Source organism: Bacillus sp. NMCN1 (assembly GCF_002998085.1).
In the GTDB taxonomy this organism is placed as follows: domain Bacteria; phylum Bacillota; class Bacilli; order Bacillales; family Bacillaceae; genus Bacillus.
The window spans coordinates 59,123-84,709 of record NZ_PVQL01000002.1 but is presented as its reverse complement, the minus strand read 5'-3'; the positions used below and the strand labels follow the sequence as shown (position 1 = coordinate 84,709).

Below are 25,587 nucleotides of genomic sequence, written 5' to 3'. Positions count from 1 at the left end.
AACAATTGTGGATAAAATTTGTGTATTTTGTGTCCGATCATTCGTTCCCCACTATATATATTGCAGGTTCATCGCACAATTCACAGGTTGTGGATAAGCTGTGTGTATGTTCGATTTTTCTGAATTCAGGTGGCATTTCGTGATCATCTATGTACATGTCTAGTACGGTTTCTATATGTTCTGCACAAGCATAAAGTGATTTGTTCATAAGTTTCTGATTCCTCCAATATGTTGTCTTGTTATTCACAAGTGTTTTGCTCATTGTTCAATATAACCGATTTATTCACATGTTAATAGTCTTTTACCATTTTCCACACCTTTTATCCACAAACAAAACGAAAAAGCCTCCACTCCTGTGAAGGCTTCTTTCTATAGAAATGGATTATAAAATCTTGTTCCTCTTACAAAAGTAATCACAAGCGACACGATGAGCACCACACCAACAAATATTAACGCGGCATAATCTGCTTTTTGAAAGTCTTTCGCCGTAAACCATGTGCGCTTTTTATGCTTTCCAAATCCGCGCAGCTCCATCGCATTGCTGATCGTTTCAATCCGCTCCAGGCTGGAAAAAATCAGCGGCATGACAATCGACAGCGCATTTTTGATTCGTTTCCCCAGCTTTTCATTCTTCGATAAATCAATTCCTCTTGCCTGCTGAGAAATTGCGATCGTTCGAAAATCCCTCTGAATATCTGGAATATAGCGCAGAGCAATCGCGACAGCATAGGAAATCCGGTAGCTGACCCCAATTCGGCTGAGCGATGAGGCAAATTCACTTGGATTCGTTGTGACGATAAATAAAAGTGCTGCTGGCATGACCGTCACATATTTGAGTGTAATATTCAACTGATAGAAAAGCTGTTCAAGTGTGACATTGTACCAGCCTGCAATATGAAATAGCTCATGCTTTGCTCCGTAGATGACGACACCTTGCTGCGGCGCAAAGATGTAAATGGCGATGTTGTTGATGACTAGGAAAATTGCCAGGACGATCACCACGAAGGAGATATCACGAAATCGCACGTTCGATAGCTGAAAGAATACGATACTGGCGGCGAGCATAAAGACTAAAATGCCTGTATCATATGTGAGCATCGCTGCGGATGACCAGAGGATAAAGCAAATGAGTTTGGTTGCACCGGTCAGCCGATGAATTGGCGACGGGCGATCGATATAGGACAGCATGTCTACAGCCATGTCATTCGTTCCTTTCTGTCAACCTCAATGAAGCGATCCACGAGTCCATTTGGATTCGGCCAGTCTGCTTTCAGCGCCAATTCATACAGCGACGTTTCCTTTAAACTCGCCTTTTGGACAAGCAGCTGATCTGTCAGCACTTTGGCTGGTGTATCATCTGCGATTTTTTCTCCATCTGAAATGACAATGGTTCTTGTTGTGTATTCGAGCATCAAATGCATATCATGTGTGATCATGAAGATCGTGACACCTTGTTTGTTTAATTGTTCTAAAAACGTCATCATCTCTGTGTAATGTCTAAAATCCTGTCCGGCGGTTGGCTCATCTAAAATAATGATTTCTGGCTCTAATACAAGAATAGACGCAATGGTGACGCGTTTTTTCTGTCCGAAGCTGAGGGCTGAAATCGGCCAGTTCCGAAATGGATATAAGCCGCACACTTTCAGGACCCGCTCCACCCGTTCCTTTATTTCTTCTTCCTGTACGCCACTTAAAACGAGACCAAGTGCGACTTCATCAAAGATCATTTGTTTTGAAATCATTTGATTTGGGTTTTGCATGACGACACCGATTCGTTCGGAGCGCTGTTTGATCGTATCTCCTGTGATGTCATCGCCATTTAGATGAATTGTCCCTTTTGTTGGCTTTTCAAATGCGCAGAGCACCTTGGATAATGTCGTCTTACCTGCGCCATTGGCTCCTGCGATGCTGATCATTTCTCCTTTTTTGACGGTAAAGGAGATGTTGCTCAGCGTGTTTGGTCTTGTCGGATAGTCAAAGCTCAGCTCACGCACTTCTAGTAAATCCTGCGCTGCAATCTGCTCGACTGACGGCTCAGACGCTTCCATCCACTGCTCGATTTTCACTTTTGCCTCTTCATTTAAGGTAAGATGCTGTAAATTAGCTATCTGATCTCCTGCTTCAACCGGAATGCCTGCATATTTCATGGCTTTTACATATAAAGGCTCACGTAAATATGCCGCTTCTAATACATTTGAGGCGAGCAATTCATCTGGTGTCATGTCCGCTGCTATCGTTCCGTCATTGACGACAATGATGCGGTCCACATGACGGAAGAGGACGTCCTCTAATCGGTGCTCGACCATCACGACAGTTTTTTTCGTTTGTTTTTGCAGTCGATCAATGAGATCGATCACTTCTTTGCCTGTTGCGGGGTCAAGACTTGCAAGTGGTTCGTCAAATAGCAAAATGTCGACATCGTTGACAAGCACGCCTGCGATGGCAACACGTTGTTTTTGACCGCCTGACAGCTCATGTACGGACGATGCCAGCTTGTCATCTACTTCTGTTAGTCTTGCCGCTTCTTCAACACGTGTTTTCATTTCTTCGCGTGTGACTTGATCATTTTCAAGTGTAAACGCGATGTCTTCTCCAACGGTCAGCCCGATAAATTGTCCATCAGGGTCCTGCAGTACCGTTCCAACGAGCTGTGAGAGGGAGAAAATGTTCTCTTTCTCTGCATTTTTCCCGCCAATGTGAAGACTTCCTTCCATAGAGCCTTTATAAGACGCAGGAACTAGCCCATTGATACAATGGGCTAGTGTGCTTTTTCCCGATCCAGACGGGCCTGCGATGAGGACTTTTTCTCCTTCATAGATGGTCAGGTTGATATCTTTCAATGTCGGTTCTGACTGACTGCGATACTTGAATCCGAAATGCTCGAATTGAATCATCGGTTTCTTCATTTATGTGTTCCACCTTGCTTCATGATGTTTCTTTCGATAGGCTGCCGCTTTTGCTTCTCGTTTTCGCATAAGCCGCAATGATGATAGTTCCTAGTACACCGACTGTGATGATGTTTGAGATCCCTGCCACGATGCCTTGAACAAATACTTTGTTCGCAGGTTCTGCATAGATCACAATGTCGAGTACAGGAGCAATGACAAACCAGCCTAATGCCTGCGCACCTGCTTGTACGGCGTTGAAAAGCGTGATTTTTTTCCAGCCAAAGTCGCCCTCTTCTACTTTTAAACGGTTCGAAATGAAGCCGATTAATAAACCAACAACACCTGAAACGATAATCCAGCTCCACCAAGGGCCGAATGTGGTGGCATCTTTAATGAGATGACCAATAAACCCAATCAGTGCGCCTGCAACAGGACCAAATAGTACGGCCATTAATGCAAGAAATGCATACGATGTTTCAATTTGTGTATTCGGAATCCCAGTTGGAATGGAGACGAAGCGTCCTAAAATGACAAAGACGGCTGCGCCAATTCCGATGGCAACGACAGTTTTCGTTGAAAGTTGTTTACCTGCCATGGTGTATCCTCCTCTTATTCGTATATAATGCGCGGAGCTTTGCGAATCGAAAGGCGCCAGCCTGTGCCTGTACCGATGTTATAAGCCTTTGCAAATGACCCTTGATTGATCGCCACGCCTAAATGGTCGAGTGAATTGACATATACGAGTGGTTCGCCTACCTTTAAATCGGCAAAAGATCGTCCATAGGTCATGATATTTTTATACACATTTTTCGGCCCGTTGGCAATGGTAACTTCTATTGCATCCCCATAATTGATTGAAAGCTGTTCAAATAACGTGTGATGAATGTTTGTCCAAAGGTTTCCGAACCTCACATCTAAAATATCAATCGTTCCTGTGATGACCTCTTCTTTCGCATACGCCTGTACGACTGGAAGGTGAATAATATCATCAATATTCGCCTTTGGTCCAACCTCTTCAAAAGAAATCACGCCTGAAGCGATTCTCGCCCCTGTATACGCGTAAATATCTCTCCCATGGAAAGTATGTGATTTTCCCGACTTGGGCAGCCGGTTAATGGTTTCATCTAAATAACGGGCTTCCACAATGCCAATATCCTGCGCGACGTGCGTGAGTGTCCCGTTATCTGGGGTAATAATGTAGTGCGAGCTTGTGGTTTTGACGACAAGACTCTTCCTTTCTGACCCAACGCCTGGATCAACAACGGAAACGAAAACCGTCTCTTCCGGCCAGTATGTGACGGTTTGGAGCAGTCGGTAAGATGCCTCCCAAATGTCATACTGCGGAATATTGTGTGTTAAATCAAAAATGCGAATGCTGCTGCTGACCGTATTTGCCACTCCGTACATTGCGCTGACTGCTCCATCATCAATGCCGAAATCTGATTGTAAAACCAATGCATGTTCACTCATGTCAATCTCCCTTTCATTTGAAAAAATGGATGTGGTGTTTCACGTGGAACATTTGAACATTTGTATGAAAAAAGTGGACAATAAAAAATACCCCATCCTTATCTTTGAATCATAAGGACGAGGTATTTGTCTCGTGGTACCACCTTTATTTACTGTTTGCTCGCGCTAAACAGCCTCTACAAGTACAAAGCTCCAATCTGGCTCATATACTGTGGTTTTGATAACGAGTACCAACTCTCGTCGTGACCTACTAATATCATAGATATGTTCAGCACGAGGCTCAGAGACCATTTTTCGAATCATTATTTTTGCTTCTTTTCAGCTACCGAAGCTCTCTGTGGAAAAATTGATGATTGTACTTTCTCTCGTCATTGCCTGTTTAACTATCTTGAATTAAAGCTATCATACATGATGTTTTTTGATAAATCAAGATATTTTTCTGAACATTTTCAAAAATGAGTCAACTGATGCTGGAAGAGTCTTCTTTTTATAAAATTTAAACAAATGTTAAAGAGCGAGATATGGTGTCTTTCCTTTCTAGCGGTATAATAAAGATGAAGGGAGGTACAGCGTGTGTGGACCATCTGTATGAATGAGTTTAAGCAGCTCTTCAAAAGCACAAAATCTATTTTAACAATTGTTATTATTTTCATTTTATCTACTTTTGTTTCAACTCTTCCGTTTATTGCTGCTCATCAGGACAAATGGGAGCAGGCAAAGGATCCTTATTCTATTGGGAATGAACTGGTGATGTCGTTATTTGGTTTCTTCCTTATTTTTTTATTGTCGCACGATATTTTGAGCCGCGAAATTCATTTGAAAACCATTCGTTTTCTCGTCAGTAAAACAACCCGTTTGAACATTATTATCGGGAAATATCTTGGGCTGATGCTGTTTTGGCTTAGCTGCATTATGACGACATACGTACTGAATATGGTGATTTCACATCGTTTTCTGTTCTCTGATGCGTTAAAAATCTTAACCTTTATCAGTGTCGGTATCTCATGTGCTTTATTTTTGTCCATGCTCTTTCCAACCCCGCAGAAATCAATGTTTGTTGGGATGTTGTTTTCCTTTCTTTTCCCAATCGTCAGTATGATATCTGTTCTTTCTTCAGAACGATTGATTCATTGGTTCCAATATATGACGCCTTATTATTATGCGCGCTTGAGTGAGCCGCTGACCTATGTACTCATGAATACAGCATTGACCGTTATCTTACTCATTGGAACAGCACTCCTATTTCAAAGGAGGGATGTTTAAATGCTCCATACAAAAGAGCTCACAAAAAAATATCGGACAAAAGTCGCGATAGATCACATTACTCTTGATGTCAATCAAGGCGATATTTTCGGACTCATTGGACCGAAGGGTTCAGGTAAGACGACGTTTTTCAATATCATTACGGGAATTTCCCGGCCAACCTCTGGTACGTTTACGATGATGGATATGCCTTCATTAAAAAAGGTGAGGCAGCATATCGGTGTTCTGCCTGAATATACGGATTTATATGAAGGGCTCACGGCACTTGAACATATTGCCTACTTATCAAAAATCACCGGGACACGCCAGAAAACGAGTGATTATGAGGAACTCCTCGAATTTGTAGGTTTACATCACTATCATCAGGAAAAGGTCGGTACCTTCACACCTGGTATGAAGAAGCGGCTCGGAATGGCGCAGGCCATCGCCCATCGGCCCGAATTTATTTTACTCGATGAGCCTTTTGCCGATATTGATGCTGATTCGATCTTGCACATCCAGCAGGTCATTGAAGTGTTAAAACATGAAGGGAAAACCGTCTTTTTAACGGCTGACCGCCCAAGGTTCACAAATAGTATTTGTACAAAAACTGCTTTTATTTCTGAAGGAAAATTAGTGTCCCCCCATACACATCCTCAAGAGAAAACCATCACATCCTCAAACATACGTGCAACCTTCAAGCATGCGTGGATTGATGATGAGGTGAAGCCTGTTCTCACGCAGTACTTACAAACTGTTGGAACAGATCTTGTGATCAGTGATGACGAGACCTCATTGTTGATTCGTTCAGAAGCCCAAGTCCCATCGATCATCCGCGCTTTCGTGAAATGCAAAGTCGATTTATACAGAGTCACGGCTCAGGATGCCATGAGCACTTCATAAAAAAGTACCGTACGCGATCCGCACGGTACTTCTTCTTTTTTATAAAGGTTTACTCATATAGATTCCGGTTTCTGCAAATCCGGTCTTCTCGTACAGTGAACGAGCGATTTGATTGTGAGCAAAAACATGCAGCGAGAGTTTTTGCACGCCTAATGACTTTGCCTGCCCCTCTAATGCAGCAATAGCCTGCTTTGCAAAGCCTTTTCCTCGATAGGCTTCGAATAAAATAAAGTTATAAATGAATCCTTCCTGCTGAGGGTGATTCGGGTCATAACAAAGCCAAACCCAGCCAATCGCTTCTTCCCCATTTAAGAAATTCCATAGTTCATGATGCTCTGTTTGCAGACCTTCTGGAAGCAGACGATCAAATTGTTCTTCTGCGTTCGCAAGTGATTCTTCCTTTCCCCATGTCCCTGCGAGTACCTTTTCTTCTGCGTACCGCTGAATGGCCTTCTCCATCAATACATCGTAATCCGTTTGTGACATTGGTTGTAGTGTAACCAATCGTACCGCCCCCTTTCCTCCATCATATGATGAGCATGCAAAAAAAACCAGTCCCATCAAGGAACTGGTTATCCGCCGAATCGGTCGGTTTGAGAAAGTTTGATCTCTACTGATTTTTTCTTTCCGCTTCGGTAAAACTCCATCTTTACCTTGTTGCCGACTTTCTTTTGATATAAATACTTACGAAGATCTACGATATTCTGTACACTCTTGCCATCAAAGGAAGTGACAACATCCAACTCTTTTAGTCCCGCTTTTCCTGCCGGAGACAAAGGCTCGACACTCATCACGACAACCCCTGATGTGACTTTGGATGGCAGCTTCAACGTTTCCTGCCAGTGATAGCTCGCAATATCTGCTAATGATTTCATGCCAACGCCTAGATACGGACGCTTCACCTCTCCGTAGCGCTCTAAATCCTCTATGACAGGGATGACTAGATTTGCCGGGATAGACAGCCCGATGCCTTCTACCTCTGATTCAGCTATCTTCATTGAGTTGATGCCAATCACTTTCCCGTCCATATTGATCAAGGCACCACCGCTGTTGCCTGGATTGATGGCGGCATCTGTTTGCAGTACCTCCGCATTCCAATCCGCCTGACCGTCCCCATTCGAATCCACAGGAATCGCACGTTCCGTTCCCGAAATGACACCTTGTGTGACAGAGCCAGCGAATTCAAGCCCTAATGGATTTCCAATGGCGATGACTGGTTCACCTGGCTTCACATGATCTGAATTGCCAAAGGCGGCGGTTTTCTTGATCTTATCACTTTTGACGGTGAGAACTGCTAAATCCATGAGCTGATCGCTTCCGACAAGATTGGCACCAATTCTTGTCCCATCATGAAGGCTCACTTCAAGCTGGTTGGCGCCTTTGATGACGTGGTGGTTGGTCACGATATAAAAGGTATCACCCTTTTTCTTATAAATCACACCTGACCCGCTGCCTGCCTCTCCGCCTTCTTCCCAAAAGCTCGACTTTTGGATATTAATGACGCCGACAACCGTATCCGACATATTAGATACTACTTTTGTTACCGCATCATTGACGTTCACATTGACGGTCTTTAAAGGGCCCTGTGCTGCTTGCTCATCTCCGTTCTGCTGCCACCCAAAGGGACTGCCGCTCTGTCCTGTCACATAGGGGAAAAAGAATCCCATTAAAAAAGCTCCTACCAATACACCGATCAGACCAGATAGGAAATATCCTTTTCTGCTTCGTCTCGGCTTCCACTCTACATCGCGATAATCCACTATGTTTCCTTCCTTTCAGTGAATAGATGATGTATATAGTGTTGGTAAGAAGCTCTTATCTTAATCATAAGTTTGTAAAAATCATACGGCGCAAAGCGGGGTTGCTTTTTTCGGGTCCGTATCATATAAATCAAAGCCATCCCCGACAACAAAGCCTTTCATTTCAAGCGTCTGCTGGACCGCCATACGAGCTAAATCCTTCATGTTGTTGTCTTGACTCAAGTGAGCCAAATAAATGCGTGAGGTGGCATCTCCAATCACATCTGTCATCGCAAGAGCGGCATCTTCATTTGATACATGTCCGACATCACTCAAGATTCTGCGCTTAATGCTCCACGGGTATCGGCCCATTTGCAGCATACCGACATCATGATTGCTCTCAAATACAAATGTATTGGCTGACTGAATGATGCCTTTCATACGGTCACTCACATAGCCTGTATCCGTCATTAGAGCAAGTTTGCGCCCTCCATAATGGAACACGTAAAACATGGGCTCAGCCGCATCATGTGAGACGCCAAAGGACTCAACATCGAGACCCCCAAAGGATTGGACGGTTTCCATATCAAAATGGAATTTTTGCTCTGTGTCAATCTTCCCGATATGAGTCTCCATCGCCTTCCATGTTTTCGCATTTGCATAGACAGGGAGCTTGTACTTTCTTGCCATGACACCGAGCCCTTTAATATGATCTGAGTGCTCGTGTGTCACAAAAATGCCGTCCAAGTCTTCAGGCTTGCGGTTGATTTGACTCAGCAGCTCGACCATCTGTTTGCCGCTTAACCCAGCATCCACTAAAAAGGCATGCTCGTCTGTTTCTAAATAAAAAGCGTTCCCCGTACTTCCGCTCGCTAGTACACTGAACTGCAAGCTCATGTTCTCTCACTCCATTGAAGATTTGTCATCTTTCTCTATATGATCAAGTGTTGAGCCATCAATGGCATTGATCAAATATTCTTCTTCTGTCTTTTTCTTTGAACTAGCTGATACACCTTCAAGCTCGACTCGCCATACAGGCACCATAACCTGCGTGCTTGCACCCGGGTATTGCGTATAGTAGCCAAGCTCTACCTTTTTCACGGTCGTGTTTTGGCTCAGCATATTTTGCGTATATAGGTCCTTCACGGTTTCAAGCGCCGGGACAAGGGTTTCTTTTCTCACTTCATTAATCGATGTCACCATCGACTGCTGATACGATACGACCTCGTTTTTATCATTTACATCGAGGGTGATTTTTCCGATGGTTTCGGTGTCATCAAGGCCTTCTTGGAAGATGTATTTCCCTTTATACGTTTGGAAAAAGACGATCTTCCCTGTCTCTTCATCAATACTCCACAGCTTATAATTCTTCCCATCCAGCAAACGCTGGTTCACAAGGTTTGCCGCCGCTGTTTTCATATCTTTTTTCGGCAAGGCAACGGGTTTATTGAAGGTCATTTCAAGCAGCGTGACAGGATCATCTTTGTCTGTTTTCGGGAATGTGCTTTTCGCCTTTTGATCAGCTAATCCGTCGACATCCTTTTTCGTATATTGCTTCTTTTCAGCTGTAATGCGGTATCCAATCTTCGCTTCATCTGATAGATTGCCATATTTGATCCCATCTGCCTTCATTTCTTCCAGCGTATCCGTTTTTTCGATAATCGCAAAATGATCGGTGGATCGTTTTTCAAAGTATTGAAAACCTAGAAAGATATCGAGAACGAGAAAGGCTAGGATAAAGATCGTTTTGGTCTTATTCCACTCCATTCTTCTCGCTCCCCTCTGTCAACAAATCATGCGATAGAATCACGGTTTTGCCGTTATATTTCATGCACCATACTGGCTCCAGCCAGACAAACATCGCTTGATCTTGATCTGATGGGGTTGAAGCAGCTTGATAGGCCGGGAAAATTTGTTCAATTTTCTCCAGGTCATCATATTTCGTCTGCTTGACGATTAAGTCCTTCAGCTCTGTCCCGTTCATCAGCTTGACCTGTTCACTTTGACTCGCTTTGTTGCCTAGAATAAAGTTTGGACGCTTGTAATTCAAGATGTCATCATTCGCCCACTGTACTTCAAGAGAGGTCATCCCAAATGGATGCTTTGTACTGTTGACGATTGGCAGGCCATCCATAAACATATTAAAGGAAAGCTGCTGGTTGCTGTTGATGCCAAAGTATTGATAGTCATCAGTAAAGCTCCCCGTATCATTGAAATACTTCACACTTCGCTTGATCAAATCTCCCGTTTGGAATACGGTGCTGGAATTGATATTGCGGTGCTGATATTGAATGCGGTGGTCTTTTTGATTGGCTTCAAGGCGGCTTGTGCCATCTGTGTACACCGTCCGGTTTAAATTAGACTCCTCGCCGACAAGACTCGGGTCCGTAAACAAAGCGTCCTTGAATTTGCTTGTTTTAATCGTTTCGATAAAGAACATTTTCGCTTCAAGCTGCCTTTGCTTTCTCGGAAGGAGGAAATCTCGTTTCGAATTCGCTGAGAATGTATAGAGATCATAGTGCGGCATCTCGTTTTGGGCGGCTGCGATACTGTCCATTAGATTCCGATAGTTAGCGGATTCTATTGTCAGCTCAAGCACCGTTTCCTTGCTGTATGAAACCAAATAGACTTTCTTATTGGCCTTGTCCTGCTGGGAGAACGGCACAATCATCCGGTCAAACGAGTTGTATTCAATGGACTTATTCGGCCATTTAAACAGTGCTTGGAAAATATCAATCGGAATCGGGTCATTGAACACAAGATCCAATGTCTTCCCCTGCCCTCCGCTTCCATAGAAGAAATTCTTAAATCTCTGCTCCGAATATTGATCCGACACATCCGAAATCTCTTTCACATCCCAAAGGCTCACATCATTCCAAAAGTTTTGAAAGAGTTCCTTTTGATCCACTTTAAAATGCTCCCCATTTGAATGGATGAACATCTCGCGCGGCTTTACGACATCAATGAGGCTTCTTGGCTCGTCGCTTGAAATCTTCTTCGTTTCCACGACCTTTGTGCCGGCATCTGCCTGGTCCTGCATGACGGGCTGGAACATCCAAATATTCCACGTAAACACAAGACTGATCGCAATCAGGATTGTCAATATTATGGTTTTAAAGGTCTCACGCTTCATCCCAATCATCCTCTTGTTCTTCATTGTACGGAAGGGTAAAGGTCACCGTTGTTCCTTTTCCTTCAATGCTGTCAGCCCAAATATCTCCGCCATGAGCCTGAACCATTTCTTTTGCAATCGCAAGGCCTAGGCCGGTGCCGCCAAGCTTTCTTGTTCTCGCCTTATCCACTCGATAAAAACGTTCAAAGATTTTATCCATATCCTTCTTCGGAATACCGATCCCTTCATCTTTGACGCTGAATAATACAAGGCCCTTCTCCTCATCCAGATCAACGGTAAACGTGATATGTCCACCCTCTGGCGAGTATTTCATGGCATTGGAAATGATATTATCGAGCACCTGTGTGATTTTATCTTGATCAATTTCCACATATATTTCACGCTGCGGAAGATTGCGGATAAACTCGACATGCTGCTCCTTCGTCATTTCAAAACGATCAATGACCAATGAGATAAACCTGATAAAATTCGTCCACTCACGGTTGAATTGATAATCCTTGCTGTCGAACTTAGACAGCTGCAGCAGGTCATTAACAAGCCGGATCATGCGCTCTGTTTCATTTTGCGTGACACTGAGGAACCTTGGCGCAAGCTCTTTATCACCAATTGCCCCTTCAGCCAGTGCCTCAAGATAGCTTCGCATCGTCGTCAGCGGTGTGCGCAGTTCATGTGATACGTTTGCGACGAATTCACGGCGTTCTGCATCAATTTTCTCCTGCTCTGTGACGTCATAAATGACCGCAATTAAACCATCAATCTTCCCATGCTCTTTCTGAATAACTGAGAAATTCACACGCAAAACAGACAGCTGATCTTCGCGTTCAATTTCTATCAGCATGGAATCTTGATTTTCAACTAAATCTTCAAATGTATGAGTTTCCTCGAGGCCCAGTAAGGACGTAATCGGCATCTCTAGTGCTGTTTCACGTGAAACATTTAACAGCTCTAATGCCGGGCTGTTTAATAGAATAATCGCACCGTTTTGATTCGTGGCGATGACGCCATCTGTCATATAGGCAATGACAGAAGAAAGCTTTTTCCGCTCACCCTCCGTCATCAGCTGCGCTTCCTCCAGCTCTCTCGTCAAATGGTTAAAGGTCGTCGCAAGCTGGCCAATCTCGTCATGCCCATACTTTCGGACCTTTCTGGAAAAGTTCCCTTTGGCGAGCTCTATCGCTTGCTTTCTCATATCCGAAATTGGGTGTGTAATGGTTCTGAATATGAATATACCAAGTAGAGCGGTTATCCCAAGGGCAAGCAGCGTTCCCGTTGCCAAAATAGTATTAATGGTTCGCATTTGGTTAAAAACACTTTCCATGGATGAGACCACATAAATGACACCAACGGTCTCTTGGTTTTCATTTTTCACAGCTGTCGCAGAAATACGCACCCGTTTATTTGAATCTGGGTCATAGAATTTCTTTTCATAGTCTTTGCCAACCGCGAAAATACGGCTAATGATTTGATCTGTGATTTTCTTCCCGGCAATCTCCTGACTGCCGTTATTCACAGAGGCAATAACCTCTCTGCTTTCGTCAATATAGCTGACTTCAGAAATTTCATTAGACTCATCTTTGTTGTTAAAATCGTTTAATATCTTTTGAGCATCCTCTTTTAATTCTGCTTTGCTTTTCGATGAATCTTGTTCTAGGTAATACGATAACGAGTAGATTCGCTGATTCAAGGAATTGTCATAGGAATTAATTAAGGACTGCTCTAGCTGCTTCACAAAGTACACGCCAATGATCTGCATGGCGACAATGATCAGCAGCACGTAAATTAAGGTCAATTTAAAATGAATCGAGCGAAAAAAACCTACTTTATTCATAAGAATCTTAGTCCTGCTCTGGGTTTCTTAAATAGTAGCCAACGCCTCGTCGTGTCACGATCCAGCTCGGGTGGCTAGGATTGTCTTCAATTTTCTCACGAAGACGGCGGACTGTGACATCTACTGTACGGACATCACCGAAATAATCGTAGCCCCATACAGTTTGCAGCAAGTGCTCACGTGTCATCACTTGTCCGATATGTTTCGCTAAGTAATGAAGCAGTTCGAACTCACGGTGTGTCAATTCAATCGTTTCCTCACGCTTAGACACCACATACGCATCTGGATAAATGACGAGTGATCCAATTTCAATATCATTTGATTCAGATTCTTCTTCTGTCTGCGGCGTAGCAATTTGTCTTCTTAAATTCGCTTTCACACGGGCAAGCAGCTCGCGCGTGCTAAATGGCTTCGTCACATAATCATCTGCTCCAAGCTCAAGACCGATGACTTTATCAATTTCAGAGTCTTTTGCTGTCAGCATGATAATCGGCATGTCATATTTTTTTCTCACTTCACGGCATACCTCAACGCCATCTTTGTTCGGCAGCATAATGTCGAGCAGAATGATGTCCGGTTTGATTTCTTCTACCATTTCAAGGGCTTCATTTCCGTCATATGCACAATGAACCTCATAGCCCTCTTTTCTTAAGTTAAACTCCAATATATCAGCAATCGGTTTTTCGTCATCTACGACAAGAATCTTTTTTTCCATTGTGATTTCCTCCTGCATTTTTAGCATCTATGTCATTCCATTTTGCATCTCTCATCAGGCCTTTTCGTTTGAGCAAAAAAGGCTCACTGTCTATTATAACGTTTTACGTGGCAAAGATAAAAATAATAACGGCTTTCTTTTCTAGTAAACGTTGGATAGGAAGACACCTCTCAAAAAAATTGATGGCTTTTTCCTTTTTTATCGAAACTTTTCCAGTCACCAATCGTCTATATAGATGTAACGTCTTCTTCTTATGGAGCCGGGCCCTACCTAGGTCCGGCTTCTCCCTTTTTATGCCTTCTTTTCATAAAATAAAAACGCACCTGCGATTGCAGATGCGTTTGGAAGTGGCTCGGGACGGAATCGAACCGCCGACACACGGATTTTCAGTCCGTTGCTCTACCAACTGAGCTACCGAGCCATCATCAAAAAGATGAATATGTATAAATGGCGGTCCGGACGGGACTCGAACCCGCGACCTCCTGCGTGACAGGCAGGCATTCTAACCAACTGAACTACCGGACCTCAGTAACTTGCCCGAAAAAGCAATCGTGGTGCTCCTTCAAGCAAGTGAGGAAAAATTAGCTTAACGCTAAAGTAAATCAATGACCCGTACGGGATTCGAACCCGTGTTACCGCCGTGAAAGGGCGGTGTCTTAACCGCTTGACCAACGGGCCAATACATGGTGAGCCATGAAGGACTCGAACCTTCGACCCTCTGATTAAAAGTCAGATGCTCTACCAACTGAGCTAATGGCTCTCGGTTTGTGAAAAGTGAATCTGAAGAAGCTGTATTGCGTCAAACCAATCGCTTTAAAAAGCTGGAACATCGCATCCTAACAAGTTTCAGAGACCTTTGCAACAACGAGATTTATAATATCATAGAGTAATTACATATGGCAATACGTTTTTCGACATTTTTTTAAAAAAAGTGTCGGATTTGAAATCTCCTGTCAAATCGCCCATTTCTGCAAACGCCTTCAATTTTGATCCTTCTTTTCAATGGTCACTGCCTCTTCAAGCACATAGAAACGTTTCAAAGCGCCTGAAAATGGTTATACAAGAGACAAGTAACATTGTGATTGAAAAAGGAGGAAGCAGTATGAGTTCATTTAAATTAGGAGATAAAATGCCCAACTTTTCACTTCCAACCATTCAGGGCGAACATATTGATTTTCACAAACATTTAGAGGAGCATCAAAGCTGGCACCTCATCATTTTCTTTAGAGGATCATGGTGCCCAGTATGCGTAGAGGAATTAAAAGAGCTAGAAAAGCAACAATCATACTTTCAAGACAAGGATATTCACTTAATGGCGATTTCAACGGATAAACCTGATGACTTGAAGGAATTTTCTGATAAAGAGGGACTTTCCTTCCCAATCATGTCTGACCAAGATCTCACTTCATTAAAAGCATATGAAGTGTTCTATCATGGGGAAGATGCCCCATATGAAGATCACGGGGTACACGGAGAACCCGCCTATTTCTTATTAAATGAAAAAGGCCAAGTACTCTATCAGCAAAGACAAACAAGTCCATTTGGCAGACCGCATGCGAATGAATTGCGCAAAATCATCCAATACATTCGTAAAAATTTAAAAGGGCAATATAAAAGCCTGAAATAAGAAAGAAGCTCTCGTGATGAGGGCTTCTTTTATGAACTCCTTTTATTATATAACCAATCTGCCGTAAAAAAAACAAAGAGACCCGCCATGAGAATGACAAAGGTGACGGGTGTTCCATCATCCTGGAAATAAGAGTACAACGCATGTCCTCCTAATGCGAGAAGATAAAAGATAAATGCCGGCTCAGCGGCTTTATGTGCATTCGCTTGTTCTCTTTTCGTACTTTTTTTAAAAAACATGATAACGACTCCCCTTTATCCTGCTTTCTTCTTCGTCACCCGGCGAAGTGCCTGCGAACGAATATATTCCATCGGACCCATTCTCCAAACCTTTAGACAACATGCTGATATGGCGATTTGCAGAAGAGAAATCAATAGCCATGCCAATACGATAAGAGGGGCGTTGATTTGTCCGCCAAGACCCAATCCCCAGCTATAAAAAAGAACCGAGCAGATGATATTTTGCAGGATGTAACAGCTGAGTGCCATTTTCCCTACATATTCAAACCAATTCCACATGAACCATGATTCCGTGTGAACCAAGAGCTTCGCAATGACAGCGATATAGAAAAGAGAGAGGAATGGCGAAAACGCATAGCGCACCACGAATTCCACTAGTTCGTTCGGAACGAAGACAAGTGCATTCAGCGGCAGACCCACCCACAGACCGACTCGGAATAATATTTTCCGTAGAGATTGCCCGCGTTCATTTGCATAAAAAACACCGGCTCTCATCATCCGCACACCTAATAAAAACAGAAATGTGTTCATTGGAATGATAAAGATCGCTTCTTCACGGTACATGAAAAAGTGTTGTAATCGTTCTTGAACCTGCGAGATCCATGTCTCTGGCAGCTGCTCTTCCAGCGCCGGTTCACTGCTTTGATCATACGATTCTGTCTCCATTTCAGAGAGGGAGAACACCATCAGACAGGACAGAACAAGCAAATGAATGACTCCAGAGAAGATCATGCCCTTTTTGATGCTCTTGCTCCCTCCTCGTACAATAAATGCCACAAGCAAACCGGTCACAGCGTAACTCATGAGCACATCATATTCCATCACAAGTGCAAAATGGACAAAACCTTCGATAAATAAAAATAAAAGAATCCATAAATATGTACCCGGCCAAGGCGTGTATTTTCTTTTGACCTGCTGATATTTCAGCTCTAGCCCTACACCGAACATGATGGTGAGCAGTGAGAGCATTTTCCCATAGACGAACATGGAAACAAGGCTTTCTAGAAAACTGCCATGTTCATATTCATCTGCAATCTGATCTGTCGCAAAGGTATCCCCTGCATACGCAAAAAACCAGACGTTCGTTCCCAATGTGCCTAATATGGCAAAACCTCTTAAAATATCTAATAATCTTATTCTTTCTAACACTAGAACGCTCCTTCCCCCCTATACAGTTATCATATTTTGGTAATGATCGGAAGCCTGTTCTACTGAAATTAAGAAATATTTAAACAAAAAGACACCAGTAAAATGTGCAATTTTACTGGTGTCTGATCAGTCTATTATTATGGACGGTACACGCTACGGACAACGTTCGTTTGTGAACGATCTGGTCCGACTGAGAAAATGGAAAGTGGAATACCTGTTAATTGTGAAATGCGCTCTAAATAATGACGGGCATTTTCAGGCAGTTCGCTTAAATTCTTCACGCCTGTAATATCCTCTGTCCATCCTGGCATTTCTTCGTAGACAGGCTCACATTTCGCTAATTCATTTAGACTTGCTGGGAATTCTTCTGTGATTTCTCCGTTCAATTTATATGCGACACAGATTTTCAATGTTTCAATCCCTGTCAGTACATCAATTGAGTTAAGAGATAGATCTGTAATCCCGCTCACACGGCGAGCATGGCGGACAACGACACTGTCAAACCAGCCAACACGGCGCGGGCGTCCAGTTGTTGTACCGTATTCACGGCCAACCTCACGGATTTGATCGCCGATGTCATCATGGAGTTCTGTTGGGAATGGGCCATCTCCAACACGTGTAGTATACGCTTTTGACACGCCGACCACATGTTGAATTTTCGTTGGTCCTACACCAGAACCAATCGTCACTCCTCCAGCTACTGGGTTAGATGACGTGACAAATGGATATGTCCCTTGATCAATATCAAGCATAACTCCTTGTGCTCCTTCAAATAGCACACGTCGTCCTTCATCTAGTGCGTCATTCAAGACAACAGATGTGTCCACGACATATTTTTTCACTTGCTGGCCATATTCATAATACTCGTCTAAAATATCTTCAATCTTGAAGCCTTCTGTGTCGTACATTTTCTCTAAAAGACGATTTTTCTCTTCTAGATTACGTGCAAGCTTCTCTTCAAATACTTCACGATCTAATAGATCTGCGACACGGATACCGATACGAGCTGCTTTGTCCATATAAGCTGGTCCGATTCCTTTTTTCGTCGTACCGATCTTGTTAGCCCCTTTCCGCTCTTCTTCTACCTCGTCCAATTTTAAATGGTAAGGCAGAATCACATGGGCTCTATTGCTGATTCTGAGGTTATCTGTACTCACATTCCGTTCGTGAAGATACGCAAGCTCAGTGACCAACGCTTTAGGATCAACCACCATTCCATTACCGATGACACAAGTTTTCTCTTTATAAAAAATACCGGACGGAATGAGGTGTAGCTTGTAAGTCACTCCATCAAATTTGATCGTGTGACCTGCATTGTTTCCCCCTTGATAACGGGCAATCACCTCTGCATTTTCTGAAAGGAAATCGGTAATTTTCCCTTTCCCTTCGTCACCCCACTGCGTACCTACTACGACTACTGAAGACATATCGTGCACCTCCGTTAACCTTTCAAAACGTTATCTCTTTCAAACACATTTATTTTATCAATGCAAACCGAAAAAGTCAACGCTAAATCCGAACATTAATATCTCTAAATCAAATTTTGTTCGCTTTAAATGTGAGGAAAAGCGCTTTAATCGCTTCTTCTACGCTTGAAAAAGAAGATTTTGAGCAAAAACAACTGTTTTTATCGATTCCCGCTTTATTCATGATTTTCAATTAATTGAATCATCGAGCTTGCCATGAAGTCAGGTGAATACGGTCTTCCTTTCCTCAGCCACCATTCAGCGGTTCCAACATAAGCAGAAATGACAAATTGCTTCTGCATCTCGAGAGGAACATGATGCGGGTCAGGTTTTGAACCCGCGACCTCCTCTAACCCCAAAGAAAAACTTTCCTCAAAAAAAGCACTGGCTGTCTGATGAATATTAAGCTCTCTCCCTCGTTTCAAGAGAATCTGATACTCCTCTTCATGTTCCTGCAAGTGCTGATAAAATCGAAAAATATACACATATGCTGCGTGGTCTGCCTGCCAATCCTCTTCTTGTACAGGAGCAAAAATAGCTGCTTTCATCACATCAAACATCTCATCCATGACCTGCTGGGCAAGATCAAACTTATCTTCATAATGCTGATAGAAGGTGGTGCGATGGATGCCTGCCTTTTTCGTTAAATCCTGTACGGAAATCTTTCCCCATTCCTTCTCTCTTAATAAATGAAATAACGCTTTTCTTAATTGCTGTTTTGATTCCGTTGCACGCTTATCCCCTCTGTAGCAGTCCGCCACAAATCGCTCTCCCCTTCCTATTTTCTTCAACAGATTTCGCTTTTCTGTTGGTTGAATCCTCCAGGCTGATGAATTAACTTTAATCTAACACAATGAAAAAAAGGAATCATCTGACAACCTATAAGGAGTGATGATCGTGGAAACAACAACACCAACTGCCGTGCAAAAAGCGTTATTAAGAGGAAAAAACAAGCAGGATCCGTATAACCCATTTGATTGGTATGCCAACATGCGTCAGACATCCCCTGTTCATTTTGACGAAATCAACCAAACATGGAGTGTATTCACCTATGAAGAAGCAAAACGTGTGGCAATCGATAAAGATACCTTTTCTAGTCAGCCTCCTAAAGACCGGCGGAAGCATTCCCTGATGAAAACAATGGTGATGATGGACCCGCCCAATCACACTCGCATCCGCTCCATTGTCAGCAAAGCCTTTACACCTCGAGTGATGAAATTGTGGGAGCCGCGTATTCAAGAGTTGATGGATGAACTCATGGCACAAATAGAAGGGAAAAAAGAGATTGACCTAGTGCAAGACATCTCTTATCCACTCCCTGTCATCGTGATTGCAGAGCTTTTAGGTGTGCCGTCAGAGCATAAACAATCCTTTAAAGAATGGTCAGATATTCTTGTCAGTATGCCTAAAAGCGAAAATAAGGAAGATGTAGCGGAATGGCAGAAAACTCGGGACCAAGGAGAAGCGGACATGATGGCGTTTTTTGCAGACATCATTGAAAAGAAACGTCATAACCTCGGTGATGATTTGATTTCCCTCATCATTCAAGCGGAGGAGAATGGAGACAAGCTGGCAGCGGATGAATTAATTCCATTCTGTAATCTTCTTCTTTTAGCCGGCAACGAAACAACCACCAATCTGATCTCTAATATGATCTTCAGCCTGTTAGAACAGCCGGGTGCGTATGAAGCGCTCGCTCAATCACCTGAACTCATCCCACGTGCGGTGGAGGAAGCCGTCCGTTTTCGTGCACCGGCTCCTACGATCGTCCGCTATGTCACAAAAGACACAGAACTTGGAGGAAAAGTGTTGAAAAAGGGAGACAATGTGATTGTGTTTCTTGCTTCTGCCAACCGGGATGAGCGTCAATTTTCAAACGCACATGAATACGATATACACCGCCACCCTAACCCTCATATTGGTTTCGGGCACGGCATCCATTTCTGTCTTGGCGCGCCACTAGCACGTCTTGAAGCATGTACAGCTATAAAGGCCTTAATGGAACGATATGAGGCGCTAGAGCTCCTCTCTTACGTTCCGATGACAAGCAGCAGTATGTATGGACTGAAAGAGCTGAAACTGCGTGTCACGCCTCGTTCATAACAGAAAAAGACTCCCAGGCATGGGAGTCTTAAAATTGTTGGCAAAGGGCTAAAATGATCTTTATTTTAGCCTTTTGTCTTCTTTTCAGTGTGATAGAAAACCTTTGCAGTCTAGGAAGGTCGAGTACCGGAGCAGAGCGAATTTGACATTCGTGAGCACCGGCGCGCAGACCTGACACCGAATGCGAGGGTTTGCCTACACACTGAAGACTCCCCAGCATGGGAGTCCTTTTTTAAACGGGGGTGATTCCATCTGTGTTCATGAGCACAATGCGATACCCATCTGGATCTTCAATGGTTGCTCCTCCCCGTTCCCAGTATGGATTTGTAGAGGTGACTTGCCGTCCGCCAAATGAGATCAATCTCTCTTTCATTCGCTGAAATTCCTCAGCATCTGGAATGTAGAACACAAGAAGCTGTTCTGGATGCGGGGCGGGCAGGCTTTCTTCTTCTTCATGTTTGGTGATTTCTAAATGAACATGCTGATGAGGAAGCCCCAGCATGACACCATCGTATCCTTCATGCTGATCAAATGAGCCTATTCGTTTGAGCCCTAAGCCTTCTTCATAAAAGGAAACAACCTCTTCCATGTTGACGGTCGGGCGTGCGATGCGTAATTGAGCGGCTTCGAACTGTTGAAATTTCATCAGTCATCACTCCTTTTCTCCTTTTAGTATACGATTTCTCTCTCTACCTCTCCTCCTCATTTCGACCGTTTTTCAATCATTCTTTCGATGTAGATCCATCAAAAAAAGCCCAGCTTCTTGAGCTGGGCTTTAAGCACCGGGTGGAACACCCGCATCGTCAAATCTTCTTTCCAGGTTGACGAATTTGTTATATTCTTTGACGAACGCCAGTGAAACTGTACCAACTGGGCCGTTACGCTGTTTGGCAATGATGATTTCAATAATGTTCTTATTCTCCGATTCTTTGTCGTAGTAATCATCACGATAAAGGAATGCCACGATATCGGCATCCTGCTCGATACTTCCCGATTCACGAATATCAGACATCATTGGCCGTTTGTCCTGACGCTGCTCTACTCCGCGTGAAAGCTGAGACAAAGCAATAACTGGAACTTCAAGTTCCCTCGCCAGCGATTTTAATGCCCTAGAGATTTCAGAAACCTCTTGCTGACGGTTATCGCTTGATCGTCCGCTCCCTTGAATGAGCTGCAAGTAGTCAATCAGGATCATGCCAAGACCATTTTCTTGCTTCAAACGGCGGCATTTCGAGCGAATTTCACTTACTCTAATTCCAGGTGTATCATCAATGAAAATCCCACTATTTGATAGCGAGCCCATCGCCATTGTCAGCTTGCCCCAGTCCTCTTCTGTCAGATTACCGGTTCTTAGGTTCTGTGCATTGATATTCCCCTCTGCACAAAGCATACGCATGACGAGCTGCTCAGCCCCCATCTCTAAACTAAAGATGGCGACACTTTCGTCCGTTTTGGTCGCGACATTTTGTGCGATGTTCAATGCGAAGGCTGTTTTCCCTACTGATGGACGAGCCGCTACAATGATTAAGTCATTTCGCTGGAATCCAGCAGTCATTCGGTCAAGCTCTGAGAAACCTGTTGGAATCCCTGTGATATCACCTTTGCGGTTATGAAGCTGTTCAATATTATCATATGTCTGAACAAGAACGTCCTTAATGTTTTGGAAAGCTCCTGAGTTTTTACGCTGCGCCACTTCCATAATGGTCTTTTCAGCATCACTCAACAGATTCTCTACTTCATCCTCACGCGTGTACCCATCCTGTGCAATGGTTGTCGCCGTACGGATCAGACGTCTTAAAATTGATTTCTCTTCTACAATTTTTGCATAGTATTCAATGTTTGCGGCAGTTGGGACAGAGTTCGCAATATCGGTTAAATACGAAATCCCGCCTACCTCTTCTAGTAAATCTGTATTGGCAAGTTCAGAAGTCACCGTGACAAGGTCAACCGGTTCCCCTCTATCGCCAAGTATAAGCATCGCATTGTATATCTTTTGATGCGACATTCTATAGAAATCCTCTGGAATTAATACTTCAGAAGCGAGCGTGAGCGCAGATGGTTCTAAAAAAACAGCACCTAATACGGCCTGCTCGGCTTCTATATTTTGCGGCGGCAGCCGGTCATCGAGAAGTTCCGTCATGCCAAGCACCGTCCTTTCATAAAAAAATACGCTACTCATCATTTTAACATTTTCATCATTAAAAAAGTGAAAAACATCGACTATAGTCAAAATTACCATGAGGATGTTTCGTTGAACAGTGTGTTTCTGAACAGCAAAACTAACGCACTTCAATAGAAAAGACTCTATAACATAAGTTGTTATAGAGTCCCAGATTGTTGACAAAGGGCTAAAATGATCTAGGTTTTAGCCCTTTGTCTTCTTTCCAGCGTGATAGAAAACCTTTGCAGTCTAGGAAGGACGAGCACCGGAGCAGAGCGAATTTGATATTCGTAAGCACCGGAGCGCAGACCTGACACCGAATGCGAGGGTTTGTCTACACGCTGAGACTCTATAACATAAGTTGTTATAGAGTCCTTCTGTATCAGATTTTTATCTGTTGAAGTTCACACCTGTGATCGACGCTCCAACATGGCATGTTCGAATGCGTTTTTTTAATCTATCGTTTTCTTAAGTCCTTAATTTTCTTTTTGTCCAATATCATATAAAGACCCGTTTTGATAACCAATAGATAGTACCAAATCGGGAATAGAATCAAATCCGTTTTTCGCTAGATCAAATAGCTGTGCACCATAATGTGAAGCGGCAATGCGCGCATTTTCTGCTGTGTATGGATTTTTCAGGAGTTCTTCTTTGTATATATCAAAGATATTCGTCCCGTTATCCGTGACAAATTGACCGTTTACAATGCTTAAATCTTTTAAATTGTAGCCTGTCACCGTTTTGATTTGATTGACAAGGTGGAACTTGGCAAGAGAATCCGGCGTAAATTGAGTAGAATCTTCATTTCTACTTTTCATAATATGGAAAAATAGTTCTCTTGTATTATTGGTTGTATTCAATAGGTCTTCTATTTGTTTGACCAGCGTTTCGTCTTTTGATCCACTCACCACTAATTTAAAATGATTTGGGTCAATGGTAAAAGTTAAATTAGTGTTTTTGGGAATGTTTAAACCATTGGTAGAAAATAAAGCTTGCAGTTGTTCGTTTACCTTCTGTCTGTTGAATATTTTCTTTTCTACACTTTCTTGGGTAGGATCGTACCGTTTTTCATTGCGGAAGATGGCGTCATTAAAGTCATATTGACCTCCTTTTCCAGAATTAGCCCAGCCAATCTCCATCGTATAAGCAGCTTCTCTCTCTACTTTAGTTAGATCATTCCTGAAATAAGGAGAGTAAGAATTTCTATACTTATCGTGTATATGACCATGAGGATTTTTGAAACGTTTATTTTGTTCATTTATTTTTTCGTATTTTTCATCTAATATTTTCATTCGTCTATCAGATTCGGTCATCACCTCATTTGTACTTTTAATAGCTGATTGACCTTTATAGTCTATTCTGTTCTGATTGTTTGAAGCACCTGCCGTGTATGACGTATTAATATTCATTTTGATTCTCCTTTTTAAAAAAATTAGTGATTATTAAATATATCGGCAATTCAGTTAAAATTTGTTAGTTTTGATCCGATATAGTAATTATTACAAGGAGGGTTAAAATATGACAAATACTTTCTTCAAACGTTTTTTATTACCTGCATTGGTATTAGTGCTTGTTACTAGTTTTTTTGCACCTCATTCAGCGGAAGCAGCTATTACTGGGAATAACAGCCCTAACACAGCAAGCTCAATGGGATATTGGAAAAATAATCGTCCAGATACAACAATCTTACCTGAAGGTGAAAATGAAGCGTATTATCAGTTCACGATCAATAAGGGTGAAAGGGTTTATGTGCGAAGTTCATATGATAAGCAATATACAGGGATGAAAATCGAGGTGTATAATTCGAAGAGTTCTAAGCCAGGGTCAAGAGTGATTAATCCTGATTCAGTAACGCCCTTTATATTTGCAAATACTGGTGACGTTACTTCTACTTCAGAAACATATTTTGTGAAAGTGACCCGTGGTACATATACAGGGAATATGTATTTTACTGTCTCCATTCAAGATCGTATCAAATCTGGAAATGGGACATTCAATTTTACGGGAGCCGCTATCAACTCGGGGAATACTTCTTTGAATTTTTTGGGAGTTGATTCTTCTATCATTACAATGGATTTAACGAACAATTCTTCTATTCCTAAAAATGCAATCGTTAAATCGATTTCAACAACTAGTACCCAATCGCCTAACCAAGGAAATGTCACACATAAACTGATGGCTGATGAAAACAAGATTTGGAACGAATCCGTTTTTTCATCTGCAACAAGTGGTTCTTACCGTATTTCTCTGGAAGATCAATTAAAAGTCGCTCAAAAATGGAGCTTTAAGTACAACGCAAAAGCTACAGCGAGATCTACTATGAGCAATGTCAAAGCCGATATCCGTTACGAATATGATGTCACAGATGGATTCTAATTTAATGGTGTTTACAGACATGTACACCAATTGATCAAAAAGTAAGGGTACATCCCTTACTTTTTTAATGCTATACTTCGCCACTCTTAAAACAGCTACGCATGATATTGAATAAGTTGTGAGATATGATCACCAGCTTTTCGCAAAATCCCCCTCTTTTTTCCTAAAAATACAAGTGGGTCTATAGACTTATTTTTCCTCAAAATTATTTCGAGAAGAAAAGCCTATATTTATTCCTGAATCAAACAGAAGAAAATGGTAAATATTCCGAGACAGTCAAGGTCTTTTGACATTTCTCCTCTTTTTAAATGACAAGGTCCGGTATTCCCTATTTCAATCATTTGTTAGTGAGTTAGTCTGTTATTTTCTGAATATTGAGATTTAAAAGATCAAATACACAACTTTATGAACATTTGACTTCATAATTGATAACCATTATCATTTGATTTGCTTGCGTGATAGTTGAGAATCATTTTCATTTGGTGGAACCTTTCATCAATTACTACACTCATCCAATATCCGCAAGCCTGCTTTTATCATCGTATGAG

General features: G+C 42.6%; 24 protein-coding genes, 4 tRNA genes and 1 other annotated feature. Of the genes, 5 read left to right on the top strand and 23 right to left on the bottom strand.

All coding sequences use genetic code 11. From position 1 onward, the window contains the following. Positions 1-37 precede the first annotated feature (37 nt). The 5 genes from C6W21_RS10270 to C6W21_RS10250 all read right to left on the bottom strand — a co-directional run bounded on the left by C6W21_RS10270 (position 38) and on the right by C6W21_RS10250 (position 4,358). Positions 38-208, bottom strand: coding sequence for a CxxH/CxxC protein (locus tag C6W21_RS10270; RefSeq protein ID WP_106050281.1), 171 nt, complete (start codon positions 206-208; stop codon positions 38-40). 161 nt (positions 209-369) lie between these two features. Continuing rightward, positions 370-1,200, bottom strand: coding sequence for an energy-coupling factor transporter transmembrane component T family protein (locus C6W21_RS10265; RefSeq protein ID WP_106050280.1), 831 nt, complete (start codon positions 1,198-1,200; stop codon positions 370-372). Further along, positions 1,191-2,906 (bottom strand): ABC transporter ATP-binding protein, encoded by a 1,716-nt coding sequence (locus C6W21_RS10260; RefSeq protein ID WP_106056239.1) that lies wholly within the window; start codon positions 2,904-2,906, stop codon positions 1,191-1,193. Before C6W21_RS10260 ends, C6W21_RS10265 begins: the two co-directional genes overlap by 10 nt. 19 nt (positions 2,907-2,925) lie before the next feature. Further along, positions 2,926-3,483 carry an ECF-type riboflavin transporter substrate-binding protein gene (locus C6W21_RS10255; RefSeq protein WP_012011871.1) on the bottom strand — a complete coding sequence of 186 codons (558 nt, stop codon included), beginning with the start codon at positions 3,481-3,483 and terminating at the stop codon, positions 2,926-2,928. Between the two features lie 14 nt (positions 3,484-3,497). After that, positions 3,498-4,358 (bottom strand): SAM hydrolase/SAM-dependent halogenase family protein, encoded by an 861-nt coding sequence (locus tag C6W21_RS10250; RefSeq protein ID WP_106056237.1) that lies wholly within the window; start codon positions 4,356-4,358, stop codon positions 3,498-3,500. A gap of 110 nt (positions 4,359-4,468) precedes the next feature. After that, positions 4,469-4,739, bottom strand: a binding site (T-box leader). A gap of 192 nt (positions 4,740-4,931) precedes the next feature. Between C6W21_RS10250 and C6W21_RS10245 the strand changes: the two genes are divergently transcribed. Together C6W21_RS10245 and C6W21_RS10240 are read left to right on the top strand one after the other, a co-directional pair. Then, positions 4,932-5,621, top strand: a complete 690-nt coding sequence (locus C6W21_RS10245) for an ABC transporter permease subunit (protein ID WP_106050278.1) — start codon at positions 4,932-4,934, stop codon at positions 5,619-5,621. Then, a complete protein-coding gene (locus C6W21_RS10240) occupies positions 5,622-6,503 on the top strand; it encodes an ABC transporter ATP-binding protein (protein ID WP_106050277.1) in 882 nt (293 codons plus the stop codon). A 39-nt stretch (positions 6,504-6,542) separates the two neighbouring features. On the opposite strand, the gene C6W21_RS10235 is transcribed toward C6W21_RS10240, so the two are convergent. The 11 genes from C6W21_RS10235 to C6W21_RS10185 all read right to left on the bottom strand — a co-directional run bounded on the left by C6W21_RS10235 (position 6,543) and on the right by C6W21_RS10185 (position 14,678). Beyond that, a complete protein-coding gene (locus tag C6W21_RS10235) occupies positions 6,543-7,007 on the bottom strand; it encodes a GNAT family N-acetyltransferase (RefSeq protein WP_106050276.1) in 465 nt (154 codons plus the stop codon). 68 nt (positions 7,008-7,075) lie between these two features. Beyond that, a complete protein-coding gene (locus C6W21_RS10230; protein WP_106050275.1) occupies positions 7,076-8,263 on the bottom strand; it encodes a S1C family serine protease in 1,188 nt (395 codons plus the stop codon). A gap of 81 nt (positions 8,264-8,344) precedes the next feature. Next, entirely contained in the window at positions 8,345-9,139 is a 795-nt protein-coding gene (locus C6W21_RS10225; protein ID WP_106050274.1) for an MBL fold metallo-hydrolase, read from the bottom strand. 6 nt (positions 9,140-9,145) lie between these two features. Then, a complete protein-coding gene (locus C6W21_RS10220) occupies positions 9,146-10,009 on the bottom strand; it encodes a two-component system regulatory protein YycI (protein WP_106056235.1) in 864 nt (287 codons plus the stop codon). Then, entirely contained in the window at positions 9,996-11,375 is a 1,380-nt protein-coding gene (gene yycH / locus C6W21_RS10215) for a two-component system activity regulator YycH (protein WP_106056233.1), read from the bottom strand. The genes C6W21_RS10220 and yycH overlap by 14 nt, the downstream gene beginning before the upstream one ends. Then, the gene (gene walK / locus C6W21_RS10210) at positions 11,365-13,203 is read right to left on the bottom strand and encodes a cell wall metabolism sensor histidine kinase WalK (protein ID WP_106050271.1); all 1,839 of its coding nucleotides are present in this window, start codon (positions 13,201-13,203) and stop codon (positions 11,365-11,367) included. Before walK ends, yycH begins: the two co-directional genes overlap by 11 nt. 7 nt (positions 13,204-13,210) lie before the next feature. After that, entirely contained in the window at positions 13,211-13,918 is a 708-nt protein-coding gene (gene yycF, locus C6W21_RS10205) for a response regulator YycF (protein WP_003215017.1), read from the bottom strand. Between the two features lie 348 nt (positions 13,919-14,266). Then, positions 14,267-14,339, bottom strand: a tRNA-Phe gene (locus C6W21_RS10200). A gap of 27 nt (positions 14,340-14,366) precedes the next feature. Continuing rightward, positions 14,367-14,443 (bottom strand) — tRNA-Asp (locus C6W21_RS10195). An 81-nt stretch (positions 14,444-14,524) separates the two neighbouring features. Continuing rightward, positions 14,525-14,596 (bottom strand) — tRNA-Glu (locus C6W21_RS10190). A 6-nt stretch (positions 14,597-14,602) separates the two neighbouring features. Further along, positions 14,603-14,678 (bottom strand) — tRNA-Lys (locus C6W21_RS10185). 342 nt (positions 14,679-15,020) lie between these two features. On the opposite strand from C6W21_RS10185, the gene C6W21_RS10180 reads away from it, so the two are divergent. Further along, positions 15,021-15,545, top strand: a complete 525-nt coding sequence (locus C6W21_RS10180) for a peroxiredoxin family protein (protein ID WP_106050270.1) — start codon at positions 15,021-15,023, stop codon at positions 15,543-15,545. A gap of 29 nt (positions 15,546-15,574) precedes the next feature. Here the strand turns inward: C6W21_RS10180 and C6W21_RS10175 are convergent, their stop codons facing one another. The 4 genes from C6W21_RS10175 to C6W21_RS10160 form a co-directional block, all read right to left on the bottom strand. Then, a complete protein-coding gene (locus C6W21_RS10175) occupies positions 15,575-15,784 on the bottom strand; it encodes a hypothetical protein (protein WP_106050269.1) in 210 nt (69 codons plus the stop codon). A gap of 15 nt (positions 15,785-15,799) precedes the next feature. Continuing rightward, on the bottom strand, positions 15,800-16,933 hold the full coding sequence (locus C6W21_RS10170) for a DUF418 domain-containing protein (RefSeq protein WP_106050268.1): 1,134 nt from the start codon (positions 16,931-16,933) through the stop codon (positions 15,800-15,802). Positions 16,934-17,070: 137 nt separating this feature from the next. Further along, positions 17,071-18,360: an adenylosuccinate synthase gene (locus tag C6W21_RS10165; RefSeq protein WP_106050267.1), complete on the bottom strand. Its 1,290-nt coding sequence runs from the start codon at positions 18,358-18,360 to the stop codon at positions 17,071-17,073. Between the two features lie 215 nt (positions 18,361-18,575). Further along, complete coding sequence (locus C6W21_RS10160) at positions 18,576-19,160, bottom strand: TetR/AcrR family transcriptional regulator (protein ID WP_106050266.1); 585 nt, start codon at positions 19,158-19,160, stop codon at positions 18,576-18,578. A 136-nt stretch (positions 19,161-19,296) separates the two neighbouring features. Between C6W21_RS10160 and C6W21_RS10155 the strand changes: the two genes are divergently transcribed. Then, positions 19,297-20,502, top strand: coding sequence for a cytochrome P450 (locus tag C6W21_RS10155; RefSeq protein ID WP_106050265.1), 1,206 nt, complete (start codon positions 19,297-19,299; stop codon positions 20,500-20,502). Positions 20,503-20,734: 232 nt separating this feature from the next. On the opposite strand, the gene C6W21_RS10150 is transcribed toward C6W21_RS10155, so the two are convergent. From C6W21_RS10150 to C6W21_RS10140, 3 genes are all read right to left on the bottom strand, one after another. Continuing rightward, positions 20,735-21,148: a VOC family protein gene (locus tag C6W21_RS10150; protein WP_106050264.1), complete on the bottom strand. Its 414-nt coding sequence runs from the start codon at positions 21,146-21,148 to the stop codon at positions 20,735-20,737. A gap of 129 nt (positions 21,149-21,277) precedes the next feature. Further along, positions 21,278-22,642: a replicative DNA helicase gene (gene dnaB / locus C6W21_RS10145; RefSeq protein ID WP_106050950.1), complete on the bottom strand. Its 1,365-nt coding sequence runs from the start codon at positions 22,640-22,642 to the stop codon at positions 21,278-21,280. A 497-nt stretch (positions 22,643-23,139) separates the two neighbouring features. Next, positions 23,140-24,072: a DUF4885 family protein gene (locus C6W21_RS10140; RefSeq protein WP_106050263.1), complete on the bottom strand. Its 933-nt coding sequence runs from the start codon at positions 24,070-24,072 to the stop codon at positions 23,140-23,142. Between the two features lie 109 nt (positions 24,073-24,181). On the opposite strand from C6W21_RS10140, the gene C6W21_RS10135 reads away from it, so the two are divergent. After that, complete coding sequence (locus C6W21_RS10135) at positions 24,182-25,039, top strand: hypothetical protein (RefSeq protein ID WP_106050262.1); 858 nt, start codon at positions 24,182-24,184, stop codon at positions 25,037-25,039. Positions 25,040-25,587 lie beyond the last annotated feature (548 nt).

What these genes read in the sequence shown, in the direction of transcription:
- dnaB (WP_106050950.1), bottom strand. Translation starts at nt 22,642, where the DNA reads ATGACGGAACTTCTCGATGACCGGCTGCCGCCGCAAAATATAGAAGCC.
- C6W21_RS10240 (WP_106050277.1), top strand. Translation starts at nt 5,622, where the DNA reads ATGCTCCATACAAAAGAGCTCACAAAAAAATATCGGACAAAAGTCGCG.
- C6W21_RS10255 (WP_012011871.1), bottom strand. Translation starts at nt 3,483, where the DNA reads ATGGCAGGTAAACAACTTTCAACGAAAACTGTCGTTGCCATCGGAATT.
- C6W21_RS10175 (WP_106050269.1), bottom strand. Translation starts at nt 15,784, where the DNA reads ATGTTTTTTAAAAAAAGTACGAAAAGAGAACAAGCGAATGCACATAAA.
- C6W21_RS10135 (WP_106050262.1), top strand. Translation starts at nt 24,182, where the DNA reads ATGACAAATACTTTCTTCAAACGTTTTTTATTACCTGCATTGGTATTA.
- yycF (WP_003215017.1), bottom strand. Translation starts at nt 13,918, where the DNA reads ATGGAAAAAAAGATTCTTGTCGTAGATGACGAAAAACCGATTGCTGAT.
- C6W21_RS10180 (WP_106050270.1), top strand. Translation starts at nt 15,021, where the DNA reads ATGAGTTCATTTAAATTAGGAGATAAAATGCCCAACTTTTCACTTCCA.
- yycH (WP_106056233.1), bottom strand. Translation starts at nt 11,375, where the DNA reads ATGAAGCGTGAGACCTTTAAAACCATAATATTGACAATCCTGATTGCG.
- C6W21_RS10250 (WP_106056237.1), bottom strand. Translation starts at nt 4,358, where the DNA reads ATGAGTGAACATGCATTGGTTTTACAATCAGATTTCGGCATTGATGAT.
- C6W21_RS10150 (WP_106050264.1), bottom strand. Translation starts at nt 21,148, where the DNA reads ATGAAATTTCAACAGTTCGAAGCCGCTCAATTACGCATCGCACGCCCG.
- C6W21_RS10270 (WP_106050281.1), bottom strand. Translation starts at nt 208, where the DNA reads ATGAACAAATCACTTTATGCTTGTGCAGAACATATAGAAACCGTACTA.
- C6W21_RS10265 (WP_106050280.1), bottom strand. Translation starts at nt 1,200, where the DNA reads ATGGCTGTAGACATGCTGTCCTATATCGATCGCCCGTCGCCAATTCAT.
- C6W21_RS10260 (WP_106056239.1), bottom strand. Translation starts at nt 2,906, where the DNA reads ATGAAGAAACCGATGATTCAATTCGAGCATTTCGGATTCAAGTATCGC.
- C6W21_RS10220 (WP_106056235.1), bottom strand. Translation starts at nt 10,009, where the DNA reads ATGGAGTGGAATAAGACCAAAACGATCTTTATCCTAGCCTTTCTCGTT.
- walK (WP_106050271.1), bottom strand. Translation starts at nt 13,203, where the DNA reads ATGAATAAAGTAGGTTTTTTTCGCTCGATTCATTTTAAATTGACCTTA.
- C6W21_RS10140 (WP_106050263.1), bottom strand. Translation starts at nt 24,072, where the DNA reads ATGAATATTAATACGTCATACACGGCAGGTGCTTCAAACAATCAGAAC.
- C6W21_RS10225 (WP_106050274.1), bottom strand. Translation starts at nt 9,139, where the DNA reads ATGAGCTTGCAGTTCAGTGTACTAGCGAGCGGAAGTACGGGGAACGCT.
- C6W21_RS10165 (WP_106050267.1), bottom strand. Translation starts at nt 18,360, where the DNA reads ATGTCTTCAGTAGTCGTAGTAGGTACGCAGTGGGGTGACGAAGGGAAA.